The 13,163-nt window shown below is 70.6% G+C and carries 10 protein-coding genes; 3 read left to right on the top strand and 7 right to left on the bottom strand.

Features of this window, described 5'->3' with window-relative positions:
* Positions 1-6 precede the first annotated feature (6 nt).
* The 3 genes from DW306_RS18645 to nadE form a co-directional block, all read right to left on the bottom strand.
* The gene (locus tag DW306_RS18645; RefSeq protein ID WP_240747272.1) at positions 7-777 is read right to left on the bottom strand and encodes a hypothetical protein; all 771 of its coding nucleotides are present in this window, start codon (positions 775-777) and stop codon (positions 7-9) included.
* An 8-nt stretch (positions 778-785) separates the two neighbouring features.
* Positions 786-4,256 (bottom strand): bifunctional RecB family nuclease/DEAD/DEAH box helicase, encoded by a 3,471-nt coding sequence (locus tag DW306_RS18640; protein WP_136057070.1) that lies wholly within the window; start codon positions 4,254-4,256, stop codon positions 786-788.
* A gap of 74 nt (positions 4,257-4,330) precedes the next feature.
* Positions 4,331-5,149, bottom strand: coding sequence for an ammonia-dependent NAD(+) synthetase (gene nadE / locus DW306_RS18635; protein ID WP_136057069.1), 819 nt, complete (start codon positions 5,147-5,149; stop codon positions 4,331-4,333).
* Between the two features lie 106 nt (positions 5,150-5,255).
* On the opposite strand from nadE, the gene DW306_RS18630 reads away from it, so the two are divergent.
* Positions 5,256-5,813, top strand: a complete 558-nt coding sequence (locus DW306_RS18630; RefSeq protein ID WP_136057068.1) for a nucleoside phosphorylase — start codon at positions 5,256-5,258, stop codon at positions 5,811-5,813.
* Positions 5,814-5,840: 27 nt separating this feature from the next.
* On the opposite strand, the gene DW306_RS18625 is transcribed toward DW306_RS18630, so the two are convergent.
* The 4 genes from DW306_RS18625 to DW306_RS18610 form a co-directional block, all read right to left on the bottom strand.
* The gene (locus tag DW306_RS18625; protein ID WP_136057067.1) at positions 5,841-8,852 is read right to left on the bottom strand and encodes an SMC family ATPase; all 3,012 of its coding nucleotides are present in this window, start codon (positions 8,850-8,852) and stop codon (positions 5,841-5,843) included.
* Positions 8,853-10,022, bottom strand: a complete 1,170-nt coding sequence (locus DW306_RS18620) for an exonuclease SbcCD subunit D (RefSeq protein ID WP_136057066.1) — start codon at positions 10,020-10,022, stop codon at positions 8,853-8,855.
* Positions 10,023-10,277: 255 nt separating this feature from the next.
* Positions 10,278-10,745 (bottom strand): DIP1984 family protein, encoded by a 468-nt coding sequence (locus DW306_RS18615; protein ID WP_136057065.1) that lies wholly within the window; start codon positions 10,743-10,745, stop codon positions 10,278-10,280.
* Between the two features lie 51 nt (positions 10,746-10,796).
* The gene (locus DW306_RS18610; protein WP_136057064.1) at positions 10,797-11,105 is read right to left on the bottom strand and encodes a GNAT family N-acetyltransferase; all 309 of its coding nucleotides are present in this window, start codon (positions 11,103-11,105) and stop codon (positions 10,797-10,799) included.
* Between the two features lie 326 nt (positions 11,106-11,431).
* Here DW306_RS18610 and DW306_RS18605 point away from each other — a divergent pair, with 326 nt between their 5' ends.
* Together DW306_RS18605 and DW306_RS18600 are read left to right on the top strand one after the other, a co-directional pair.
* Complete coding sequence (locus DW306_RS18605) at positions 11,432-12,142, top strand: winged helix-turn-helix domain-containing protein (RefSeq protein WP_136057063.1); 711 nt, start codon at positions 11,432-11,434, stop codon at positions 12,140-12,142.
* A 46-nt stretch (positions 12,143-12,188) separates the two neighbouring features.
* A complete protein-coding gene (locus tag DW306_RS18600) occupies positions 12,189-13,148 on the top strand; it encodes a DNA-3-methyladenine glycosylase 2 family protein (protein ID WP_136057062.1) in 960 nt (319 codons plus the stop codon).
* Positions 13,149-13,163: the final 15 nt, after the last annotated feature.

Here is a 13,163-nt window from a genome sequence, read left to right as displayed (position 1 = left end):
CGACCGCTAGGCGACATCGAGCCGATACGCGCGCTCGTCGCCGTAGTGGTGGAATCCGACGCGGCGGAGGATCGGCGCCGAGGTGGCGACGCGACCCTTCACCAGTGCTGTCGTGGCGCCGAGTTCCGCACTCGCGCGCAACCGCTCGGCGAGCACAGCCCGGTATGCCCCTCGGCCTCGGAACGCCGGCAGAGTCGCGGCACCCCACAAGCGCGTGAAACCGTCGACGATCGTGCAGCCGCCAGTGCTGACCGCCTGGCCCTCGAGGCGTCCGAGCACACGCACGCCCTCCCCCGTCTGCTGCTGACCGAGAACTTCCGCGAACTCGACGCGCAGGCCGTCCTCATCGAGCGGAGCCTGCTCCCACACGGGCACGTTGATCATGTCGACCTCGCGCACCTGGTCGAGCGTGCGGACGATCTCGCCGGTCGCGCCCGGAGGCGCGTCGATCAGGAGATCGTCGATGGCGCGCGCGAGCACAGCGACGGTGTCGATGTGCTGTGCACCGCGTCGCTGCAGTTCCTCTTCGAGGTCGGGGCTGTCCGAAGGGTTGGTCCAGAAGGTCAGTCGGGACTCCCCCCACTTCCTCGTGCGCTCGACGGCGTGATCGAGCACCGCCGCGGCGTCGGAGGACGAGCGCACCTGCGAGCCCCGCACCCCGCCGCCGAATCGTGCCGGATAGCGCACCAGCGTCAGGTGCTCGTCGGCGCGGTCGCTGTCGCGTGGAAACCACGCCCATGCCGCCGCCGCGCGCAGGATGTCGTCTTCGGTGTGCACGCGCGCGTTCACCCCGCCGCCCCGACCAGTCGCGCGAAAGCACTGAGCCGGGCGACACCCTCGGGCGTGTAGGGAAGGTCGTCGAGCAGCGCGGGCGAGTGGATCAGGTAGGCGACGGCCTGCGCGCGGGAGATCGCGACGTTGAGACGGTTCTGCAGCAGCAGGAACTCCGGCCCGCGCGGCGCGTCCCGACCGCTCGAGGCCGCGAGCGAGGTGATCGAGACGACGGCCTCCTTGCCCTGGAAGTTGTCTACCGTGCCGACCGGCACATCGGGGAAGCCGGCAGCGGCGAGCTCATCGAGAACGAGCTGGCGCTGCGCGTTGTAGGGCGTGACGACGATGATGTCGGACTGCACGAGCGGCCTCGTCGTCGCGGCGGGGTCGTTGTCGGTGAAGGTGCGGCCGATGAGGTCGCCGACGAGACGCACGATCTCGGCGGCTTCTTCGGGCGACTGAGTGGCGTTTCCGCGATGCCGGAGCGGCACGACGTGGAGCCCGGGCTCGATGCCGTCGATCGATCTGTTCTCGGTTCCGGGCGCGGAGGCGAGCTGCCCGGCGTACGCCAGCTTCGACACCGGCGTCGCGACGAACGGGTGCATGCGCCACGAGCGCGCGAGGAAGTAGCCGTACTCCGGTCGCACGACGGGATCGCCGTCCATGACCCAGCCGAGGGCCGAGGTGTCGACCGGCTCCGGGTGCGCGCCCTGACTGACTTGCGGGAGCTGCTGCGGGTCGCCGAGCAGCAGCAGGCGCTTCGCCCCGGCAGCGACGGCGATCGTCGAGGCGAGCGAGAACTGCCCGGCTTCGTCGATGACGAGCAGATCGAGCCCTGCCCGGTCGACGCGCTGGGTGTTGCTGAAGTCCCAGGCGGTGCCGCCGACCACGACGCCCTCGTCGGCATGCTCGGCGAGGAATGAGGCCATGCCGTTCTTGGCGATCGCGGTGTAGGACGTCTCCGCCTCGCTGTCCTTCGGCGCCTTGGCCACCTGCCCCGGTGCGACGCCGTCGGCGACGACGCGCGCGAGCAGGGTCTCGATGATGGCGTGCGACTGGGCGACGACGCCGATCTTGAACCCGTACTCGTTCACCAGGCGCGCGATCACGCGGGACCCCGTGTAGGTCTTGCCGGTTCCGGGAGGACCCTGCACCGCGAGGTAGCTGCGATCGAGGTCGAGCACACCGCGCACGATCGCATCGATCACGTCATCGCCCGCCGTCGGGATCGGTGCCCCCGAGGCGGTGCGCGGCGGGATGCGGCGCAGGATGTCGGTCGCGGCATCGGCGGGGAAGCCCGGCGCCTCGGCGTGCACAGCGTCGGCCCATTCATCGATCGCGCCCTGCAGCGACACCACGCGCGGCGGCGCGGCGGGCGTGAGTGCGATCGGCAGCTCATCCCACGTCTGCCCCTGCACCGCCGACTCCGTCACCAGGTAGCCGTCGTCGAGCACCTCGCTGACGGTCACCGTGTGCGGAACGTGGACGGCGCGCGACGGAACCTCGGTGTCGAACGGCGCCGGCACCTCGTAGAGGGCGAACGGCTGTGCGCCGACCCCGAGCGTCGTGCCCGGCGACACCTCCCCGCGGATCTCGACGTCGCGGGACATTACCCGTCGCCCCTCGCCGATGCTCCAGTCGCGGCGGACCGTCGAGGAGGCGCGATCGACGCGCACGACGTCGCGCGTGCCGTCCCACATCGTCACGGGCTCCCGCAGCCGCTGGAAATGCGACACCCAGAAGCTCTTGGCCTCGCGCGGGAAGTAGTCGATCGCCGCGGCCGCGATCCGATGCACGAGCCCGTCTCCCCCGGCCTCGACCGCGCGCTCCGCGTCGGCGAGCAGCGCCACCGACCGCGGCGAGGGCTCGTAGATCACCTCGTCGATCTCATCCGGCGGCGCCGGCGTCACGCCCTGTCGGCGGGCGATGTCGATCAGCCAATTGCGCAGCCGCCGGGTCGAGACGCAGTCGTAGCGGTTGTAGTCGGCCAGGTCCGCCAGGACAGCATCCGCCTCGGCCTTCTCGCCAGCTGCGGCGAGTTCGCGCGCGGCGACGTACTGCACGATCGAATCGTCGCCCTTCTGCACATCGCTCGTGCGCACGTCGTCGCCCATGTAGAGCGGCTCGAGCTTCTTGATCGAATACGAGCGCGAACCGACGCGCACCGTGCGCAGCACCAGCGGATAGAGATCGACGAAGACGCCTTCGCGCAGCAGGCGGTCGACCTCTCCCTCGCGGACGCCGTGCCGAGCGGCCATCGCCACGAGGTGCGAGGTCTCGTACGGCGCGTAGTGGTAGATGTGCATCGCGGGATGCGCCGCCCGTCGCACCTGGACGAAGTCGAGGAAGTCTTCCAGCGCCCGGCGCTCGTCGGCGAACGTGTGCGCCCACAGTGCCGAATACTGGTCGGTGTTGTCGACCCACCCGAAGAGGTAGTCGATGCCCCAGTGCGCCTCGCCGTCCGGCGCCGGTTCGGTGTAGAGCGGATCCCCTTCGAAATCGAAGAAGATGTCGCCATGGCTGGGGAGCGGCAGCGTGTGGATCGCCGGTGCGTAGTGCACGTCGTAGGTCGGCACCCCGTCGGCATCCGCGCGGATCTGCAGACGCGCCTGCGCTCGGAGGGTCTCGAAGGAGTCGGCATTCATACCGACCGGAGCCTCGAATGCCGATGCCAGCGCATCGATCGTCTCGATGCCGGACGCGCGGAGCCGCGCTCGCTGCACCGGACGCATGCGAGCGACCATCAGCAGATCGCGGTGAGCCAGCACCTGTTCTTCGCACGTGGCGCAGCGGCCGCACGCGACGATCTGCAGGTCGCCTCGATCGTCGCCCCACGCCAGCGGGGTTCCCGCAGCGCCGTCGGGGATGCGCCGATCGGCGATGAGCGCCCGCAGACGCGCGCGGCGCACATGGAAGAGCGGCAGGAGGTCGTCGACGGCGTGCGTGCTGATGCTGCTGTCGCCCAGGATCAGGTCGACGTCATCGGATCTCGGGATGCCGAGCCGATCGAGCTGATCGACATATGCCGCCAGCTGCATGAGCGCGGTGACCCGTGCCTTGCGCGCCAGCTTCGAATCCTGCACCCGCCAGCGGCCGTCGTCGTCTTTGCGCAGGAAGTCGGCGAAGCCGACGAACTCCTCTGTGGCGAAAGCGGCCTGGAAGACGACGAGGGCGTCGGACCGGAGTGCTGCGACGGTCTCGTCGGTCGCGGCGCGGAGCCCCTCGGCGTCCACGGACGACACCTTCTCGATCTGATGGACCCTCTCGGCGCCGAGGTCTGCGACGTACCGGGCCAGCACATTGCGCTCATGCACATCGCCGAGCAGAGCGGCCCGCTGCAGCGTCGCGTCTTCCGGCTCGACGACCGCGGGTACGCGCCCGAGCTTCGCGTCGATCGCACGGCACCAGGCGAATTCACACTCCGCAGCCGCCTTGAGGTCGCTGGCGCTCCAGATGACGCGCTGCGCCTCAGTGTCGATCCGCACGATGCTCCCGTTCTGTCGGATGCTTCGACACTATCCGCGGCATCCGACACGGGACGAACCGCGAGCGTCCGGGGTCAGCGCCACCAGTCGTCGTCGGGCGTCACCGGCAGATGGCGCTTGTGCTGCGTCGCGAGGTACTTCGCCTCGATACGGCCGGCGACATCGGGATCGACAGGGCGACCCTCGAGGAAGTCGTCGATCTGCTCGTACGTGATGCCGAGCTCGTCCTCATCCGCACGGCCGGGCTGGCCGTCGAGGAGATCGGCCGTCGGCACCTTGAAGGCGAGGCGATCGGGCGCGTCCAGGAACTGCAGCAGCGACCGACCCTGCCGCTTGGTCAGGCCGGACAGCGGCAGGATGTCGGCCGCGCCGTCGCCGAACTTCGTGAAGAAGCCGGTCACCGCCTCGGCGGCATGGTCGGTGCCGATCACCAGCATCCCGTCGTGCCCCGCCAAGGCGTACTGGGTGACCATGCGCACGCGCGCCTTGATGTTGCCGCGATTGAAGTCGCTGATGTCGCTCGTGACGGCGAACTCGATGTCCTCCTCGACGCCGTCGACGCCGTTCTGGATGTTCACCTCGACCGAGGCGTCCGGCGCGATGTACTCCAAGGCCGCCACGGCATCCGCGGCATCGCCCTGCACGCGGTACGGAAGGCGCACGGCGAGGAACTTCGCCTCCCCGCCCTCCGCGCGGACGCGTTCGACGGCGAGCTGGGCGAGGCGACCGGCGAGGGTCGAGTCCTGCCCGCCGGAGATGCCGAGCACGAATCCTCGCGCGCCGGTGGTGCGGAGGTAATCGACGAGGAATCCGACTCGACGCTCCACCTCGGCTTCGGGATCGATCTCGGACTTGACGCCGAGGTCTTCGGAGATCTGCTGCTGCAACGACACGTGGTCCTCCACTCTTCCTGGAATCAGTATCGCCCCTCTGTGTTACGCCGGGGTGACGAACGGCTCTCCGACGCTCCTGTCAGGTGCGACCTGAAAGAATGAGGAAGTGAAACTCCTCGTCGCCGCCCTCGCCTCCGAACTGTCCGCCTTCCCGGAGACCCTCGACGGCTTCGACCGTCTCGTCACGGGGCCGGGCAAGCTCCAGGCGACCTTCGCCCTCACGCGGGCGCTCGATGCCCACCCCTACGAGGAGATCGTCGTCGTCGGCACCGCGGGTGCGATCGCCCCCGGCCTCGAGGCGACGGTCCACGAGATCGGCACCGCGTTCCAGCACGACGTCACCGACCTCGACGGCATCGCCGGGCAGCACGTGTCGCTGCCCGCGCGGGTCTCGACCGGCCGGGAGGGAGTGCTGATCGCCACGGGAGACCACTTCGTCGACGACGCGGAGGTGACCGCCGTGATCCGCCCGAGCGGCGCGGCGCTGGTCGATATGGAGACCTACGCCTACATCTGGGTCGCCGAGCAGTTCGACGTGCCGATCCGGGTCTTCCGCGCCGTCTCTGACCAGGCCGAGGACGGAGCGCTCACCGACTGGCGCGAGGCGGTCGCCCGCTGCAGCGTGCAGCTGCGCGACTTCATCCGCGGCGAGTACGGCGTCTGACGCGGCCCGCCGCCGCTGATCGGGCGGTCAGCGGGTCTCGATGATGCTCGGCCCGTTCGGCGTCGCCCGCACGGTCAGCTGAGCCGGGATCTGCTCCTGCATCGCCTCGACGTGGCTGATCACGCCGACGGTCCGGCCTCCCTGTCGCAGTTCGTCGAGCGTGCGCATCGCCACGTCGAGGGTGTCGCCGTCGAGCGACCCGAACCCCTCGTCGATGAAGAGCGTGTCCAGGCGGATGCCGCCGGCGCGGGCCGTCACCACTTCGGCGAGGCCGAGCGCGAGGGCGAGTGACGTGAGGAACGTCTCGCCTCCCGAGAGCGACTGCGGCGGCCGCGTCTGTCCGGTGAACGCATCCGACACCACGATGCCGAGTCCGGAGGCTGCGCCCCGCGCGGCGAGCGCGTCGGAGTGCTGCAGCTGGTACCGGCCGGTGGACATGTCGTAGAGGCGACGGTTCGCGGCTTCGACGATCTCCTCGAGCTCGGCAGCGAGGACGAAAGTCTCCAGCGTCATCTTGCGGGTGTTGGCGCCTCGGCCGGCGATCGCGTCGGCCAGACCTTGCAGCACCTCGAACTCGGCCGCGTCGTCGGCCGTCCTCGCATGCTCCGCGGTCGCGGATGCGATGAGGTCTTCGAGCCGCTCCACGGTGCCGAGCGCGCGACTGGCCTCGTCGACGGCGTGCATCCATGCGGCGCGTGCCGTCGCCGCCGCCTCTTCGTCCGGCGAGATGTCGATCGGCTCTTCGGGGAGCGTACGCAGCTCGAGGTCGAAGAGCGTCGATCGTTCCTTCTCGCGCAGCACGGCGTGCTGAGAGATGCGCGTCTCGAGAGCCTCCTGCACCGCGGGCGATCGCAGCGCGCGTTCGGCGGCGGCGACGTCGTCGAACGCGGACTCGGCGAGCGCCGCATCCCGCTCGCTCTCGGCCTCGGCGAGCGCCTGTGCCCTTCGCTCGCGTTCGGCGAGCGCCGCGGCGAGCAGTCGGGCCGCCGCGACCTTCGCCGTGATATCGGCGAGTCGCTCCGCGACCGTGTCGAACGGCCCACGGGCCTCGGCGGTCAGAGCGCGCGTCTGCTCGAGTCGTTGTGCGCGAAGCGCGAGCTGCTCCCGCGCCGCCGCGAGGGTGGCAGCGCGATCTGCGCGTTCGCGTTCGAGTTGGTCGGCCCGTTCAGCGATCTCGTGCAGTTGCGTGTCTAGAGTCTTCAGGCGGTCGGCCGCGGCGAGACTCTGCGCGTGGAGGTCGACGGCGGCGGCGTGCTCGCCCTCGGCCTGCTCGACCGTGCGGCCGTCTGCTCCGGCCTCGGCAGCGGCGAGATCGATGCGAAGAGATGCGGACGTCGCGGCGGCCTCGCGCTCTCGTTCCGCTGCTGCGTCACGCACGGCTTCGGCAGCGGCGACATCGTCGGCCGAGACGGGGTCGGCATGCGTGGCCGGCGATGGATGCTCGAGCGCGCCGCAGACCGGGCACGGCTCGGCGTCGACGAGACCCGAGGCGAGTTCGCCCGCCATCCCGTCGAAACGACGCTGCCGCAGCTGCGCCAGCGTGGACTGGGCGGTCGCGTGCCGAGTCGTCAGAGCGGCCAGCTGCTGCTCGGCGATCTCCTGCGCCTCGCGGAGGCGCTGAACATCGCGCGCGGCGCGGACGCGGGATTCGGCGGCGTCCCGAGCGGCGGCGAGATCGGCCTTCCGGTCGGCGTTGCGCCGCGCGTCGTCGCGTTCGGCCGTGACCGCGACGACCTCTGTCGGCAGCTCTGCGCGCTCTGCGGCTGCTTCCTCGACACGTGCGGATGCCTCCTGCACGGCGACCTCCGCAGCCTGCAGTTCGGCGATGAGGGTCGGCTCCTGTGCTTCGAGGTCGGCCGCACGCTCCCACGCGCCGCTCTCTTTGAGACGCGTGGCGGCCCATGTCTCGAGGTCGTCATCGGTCGCGACACCGAACCGCTCCCACGTGGCCCGCGCGGTCTGCTCGGCCGCGCGCGCACTCTCCAGAGCCGTGCGTGCGCGAGCGGCGGCGGCGATCGTCGACCGCAGCGCCTCGGCCGACCGCGCATCCGACAGCTCTGCCCGGGCCGTGGCGATCGATGGCTCCTCGGCGTCGAGCCGGTCGAGGGCGGCGCGCGCGCGGTCGCGCTCGGCCTGCGCACGCTGCTCCTCGCGCTTCGTGGAGAGCACGAGGTCGGCGGCCGTCGAGGACTTCTCCGCCTCAGCGCGGTCGGATACACGCCGCTCCGCCCGGTAGTCGGCGCGGGCCTTCGCCCTGCGCAGACCATCGAGGCGCTCGGCGGTGGTCGAGGTGACCGTCGGTCGTACGGCTTCCCCCGCACCGGTTGCCTCCCCCGTGCCCGCCTCGACCGCGTCACCCCAGAGGTCGGCGGTGGACACCAGTCGCTCCGCCTCTTCGACACGCGCCGCGACGGTCGCGAGCCGTGCGCCGAGTGCCTGCTCGGCCGCTCGGCGCCGATCGTCGAAGCGAGCCTGCACGTCTTCGAACCGCTGCGTGCCGAACAGTCGGCGCAGCAGCGTCTGCCGGTCCTTGCTGCCGGCGAGGAGGAACTCCGAGAAGCGGTTCTGCGCGAGCAGGATGACCTGCAGGAACTGGTCACGACTCAGCTGCAGGATCTCGTCGAGCTCATTCGCCACGTCGACTGCCCGCGCGGCACGGCCGACCCACCCGGCATCCGTCCACTCGTCGAGCGCCACGCCGGCAGCCTGCTTCGTCGTGCCCCCACCCCGCTTCGACGGGCGCACGTACTCCGGCGATCGCGTCACACGGAAGCGGCCGGCCGAGGCGCTGAACTCGACGACGACCTCGGAGAGGTCATCGGGCTCGCAGTGGTCGCTGCGGAGTCGCTTCTCACCACCGTCGTAGCGCGGCACCCCGCCGTAGAGGCCGAAGCAGACGGCGTCGAGGATGCTGGACTTTCCTGCGCCGGTGCGCCCGGCGATCAGGAAGATGCCATCGTCGGCGAACGCGTCGAAGTCGACGGTCTGGCGGGACCGGAACGGGCCGAACCCTTCGACCTCCAGGCGGTGCAGACGCATCTAGACGAGCGCCTCCGCGCGCACACGGTCGTCGAGCACGGCACGGATCAGCTGGCTCTCGGTCTCGGTCGGCCCGTGCCCCGCGCGCACGTGCTCGAGGAAGGCTTCGATCCGCTCGGCATCGCTGACGGCGGCACGCAGACGCTGCGAATAAGTGCGCTCCCGCTCTTCGGCCACGATCGCGGGCTGGTGCTGCACCATCGCGCAGAACGGGAAGCTCTCGCGCAGGCGGCGCATCGGCTCCGCCTGCGGCAACGCGTCGGTGTAGATCGCGCAGACCCAGTCGTCGGCGTGAGCGGCCACGCTGGCCTCGGAGAGGATCTCGGCGAGCGGGCCCGTGAGGGTCACGAGCCGACGCGGCACCGGCAGCTCCAGCCATTCGACCGAGGCGAGTCCCTCGGCATCGAGGTCGACCAGCCATGAGCCGCGGGGCTTGTGCTGCTCGCCGAAGCTGTAGTGCAGTGGTGCGCCTGCATAGCGCACGCGCTCGCTCAGCTGCTGCCGTCCATGGATGTGCCCGAGGGCCATGTAATCGGGGCCGTCGAAGACACTCAGCGGCACGACGTCGAGGCCGCCCTGCCTTACCTCGCGTTCGAGGCCCAGAGTGGCATCGACCCCGGCCGCGAAGCAGTGGGCGATCGCGACCGAGCGGCCGGGGTGCGCGCTCATGCCTGCACGGACGAGATCCATCGCATGCGACATCGTCTGCGCCTGGGTGCGCAGCTGTCGCCCTTCGGAGTCGCCGTCCGGCCAGTGCTGGCGCACGATGGCCGGCTCGAGGTAGGGGATGCCGAAGAAATGAACGGGCCCGAAAGCATCGTCGACGGTCACGGGGGCACCGACCGCCAGCGGATCGGTCAGCACATGGATGCCGTCGCGCAGCAGTCGGGCCTGGAAGCCGAGGCGTGCTGCCGAATCGTGGTTGCCGCTCGTGACGATCACGCGGGCGCCGGTCTCGTGCAGCGCGACGAGCGCGTCGCCGAGCAGTGTGTAGGCGGGGCCCGAAGGCGTGGCGGAATCGAACACGTCTCCCGCGACGAGGACGACGTCGACGGCGTTCTCCCGCACCTGCTCGGTGAGCGCTCCGAGAATCTCGGCCAGCGCGTCCATGGTCGAGTGACCGTGGAACGTGCGACCGATGTGCCAGTCGGAGGTGTGCAGGATGCGCATACTCACAAGGTACGAACCCCCTCCGACATTCGGTCCGAGGCGTGCCGCAGATGGGGAGGAGAGAGCGGAAGGTCCCCTGACCCACCCTCGTCGCGACGATCGGCACGCGGTGATGCGTGGTGCGGTGTGCGCCTTCACCTGTGCGGCGTGCGGGGCTGCGCGATGCGAGATCCGGGCTGCCCTCCGCCCAACAGGTGCCGGAATTGCCCCTCCGGCCGGGGTTGTGCCCGCCTCGTCGTGACTACCGACTTCCGCTCACTCCTCCAGGTCGCTCGTCCAGTTCGCCTGCTGGATCCGGTTGTCGAGCTCGCGCAGCTCCTGCGCGACCGCATCGGCCCGGGAGCGCAGCTGTGCCACCGGGAGCGCGGAGATCTGTCGGAGCTCCGAGCGCATCTGGCGGAGGAACTGATCGTTCGATCCGGAGGCGGCGGCCGCGGCATCCGTCAGCAGCGAGTGCTGCAGGCGCAGGACGTCGCGGGCGGCGAGCGCATCGGTCATGGTGCCGTCGGCGCCGAGGCTCAGCCGCGTGTTCGTCGCGTTGATGCGGCGGATCAGGTCGCGCAGCTGCGCGAGAGCGGCATCCGCTTCGATGATCAGGGCGGCGGCATCCTCCGCCGGCTCCTCGCCCTCCTGGTACCGGGCGTTGGCGGTGATGCGAGCGCGGAGCTGCTCGATGCGGCGCTGCAGATCGGCTCGGGCGGTGAGGGCCTCGGCGAGTTTCATGGCTTCATCCTGTCAGGCCGACCGCGTAACAGAACGAAACAATCGCGCGCGTCAGCGCGTGCGCAGGAGGTGAGCGCGATCGGGGTGGGCCGCGAACCAGTCCGCGACGTACCAGCAGACCGCGTCGACCTTGCGATCCCCGCGCGCCTCGATGTCGGCGACGGCGCCCTCGACGACCTTCCCCGCGTACCCGTGACCGCGGAAAGTCGGGATCGTGAACGCTCTCGTCAATGCGACGGTGCTGCCGTCGTCGCGGTAGTCGAGCACGCTCACCAGTCGCCCGTCACGCATCAGGGTGTAGCGCGATTCATCCTTCTCGTCGGTCAGGATGAACCCGCCGATCGTGGTCGAGATCGTCATTCGAGCAACGTTACGCCCGCTCATGCGCACAGAGCCCGTTTTGACACGAGGCGACACGATCGGACATAATCCCCCCATGACCACCAACGCACGCCCTTTGTCCGCCCAGGAGGCGAACGGGACTGCCGGGATGATGATGCCCGGTCGCGTTGGCATGTGTTGCCGAATGTGTCGCTGAACGAACAGCCACCCCGCCTGACCTGATCCTTCGCCATCTGCGAGGTCAGAGTCACCGAGCATCCACCCTTGCTCGTTTCCCGGCTCCGCCGGTCATTCGCAACACATCAGAGCCGCTCTCCGGCTCACGTCCTGAGGACTTCATCATCATGTCGAACATCGCACTTCTCGAGCGTCCCGCCACCGCAGCCCAGACCCGCACCGCCCGCCCGCAGTCCGAGGCCGCTTCGCTGAACGGCGCCGCCGATCTTCCCGCCGTCCGCTCGCCCCGCGGCTTCGCCCTCTACGTCGGACTCGACGAGATCAAGGCCGCCGAAGCCGGCGTGAGCCTCCCGCTCCTCGTCGACGCCCTGCGCCGCACGCTCGCGGAGCTCGCGCCGGGCGCCGAGACCCACGCCACGGTGGCTCTCGCCCCGCACGGCTCCGGCGGGCGCGACCTCGACGTCGTGCGCCTCGCACTGCAGGAGCCCGGCGCGATCGCCCGCACCAAGGCCGCCGCCGAAGAGGACACCGTCGAGGAGGAGACGGGCGTCACGGTCGACATCTCCCGCAAGCGCGTCCTCATCGACGGCGAGTCCGCCGCCTTCACCTACAAGGAGTTCGAGCTGCTGCAGTACCTCGTGCTGCGCGAGGGCCGCACCATCGAGCGCTCCGAGCTCGTGTCCGCCCTCTGGCAGGCGCAGGACGACGAGACCCCCGGCGAGCGCACCATCGACGTGCACGTGCGCCGCCTGCGCGCCAAGCTCGGCCGTTACGAGGACATCGTGCGCACCGTGCGGGGCATCGGCTACCGCTTCGACCGGCACGCCGACGTCGTCATCCGCTACGGCCACGGCACGCCTTCGCCCGACCGCTTCTGAGCACGACCCCGGCAGCGTTGTCGGCGCCGCCGCGTAGGGTGGGCGCATGACCCTCACAGCCGATCCCGCAGCGGCATCCGCCGCAGGGTCGGGTGCCGCGCACGAGACCGTCTACCGGCCTCGGCACGACCTCGACTTCGGTCGCACCGTCGGCGTGCTGCGGCGTGGGGGAACCGATCCGACGACGGTCATCGACGCCCGGGTGATCTGGCGGGCCGTGCGCACTCCGCTCGGAGCCGCGACTCTCGCGATGCGCGCGATCGGCGACGAAGTCCGCGCGACCGCCTGGGGGCCCGGAGCCGCCGAGGCGCTCGACCGGGTGCCCGACCTGTGCGGCGCGAGCGACGACGCCGAGGGGTTCGACGCCTCGGGGCATCCGCTCATCGCCGAAGTCGCCCGTCGCAACCCCGGCATCCGCCTCGCCCGCACCGACGAGGTGTTCGACGCCCTCGCCGGTTCCATCCTCGAGCAGAAGGTCACCGCGATGCAGGCCTTCGGCGCCTGGCGCTTCCTGGTATCGCGCTTCGGCGAGCGCGCACCCGGCCCCACCCCTCGCCCGATGTTCGCGCCGCCCGCGGCATCCGTCTGGCGCACGATCCCGTCGTGGTCCTGGCACCGCGCGGCCGTCGAGCCGCCGCAGTCCAAGACACTCGTGCGCGCCGCCTCCCGTGGCGACAGCATCGAGCGCGCGGTGCGCGCGGCATCGACGGGAATCGACCGCGACCGCGTGCTCACGAGCCTCCCCGGGATCGGCGTGTGGACCTCGGCCGAGACCCGCATCCGCGCGCTCGGCGACCCGGATGCCGTCAGCGTGGGCGACTACCACCTGGCTCACGAGGTGGGCTACGTGCTCACCGGCACGCGCACGGACGACGACGGCATGCTCGAGCTCCTCGCGCCCTGGGCGGGGCACCGCCAGCGCGTCATCCGGCTGATCTACGCCAGCGGAGTGAAGGAGCCCCGCCGCGGCCCGCGCCTCGCACCCGAGAACCATCGCGGCCGCTGAGCTGCCCGCTCCCCG

Origin of the sequence: Microbacterium sp. K24, assembly GCF_004794465.1 — a bacterium.
GTDB lineage: Bacteria > Actinomycetota > Actinomycetes > Actinomycetales > Microbacteriaceae > Microbacterium.
The sequence above is the reverse complement of the archived record's forward strand: the minus strand, read 5'-3'. Positions and strand labels throughout refer to the sequence as shown.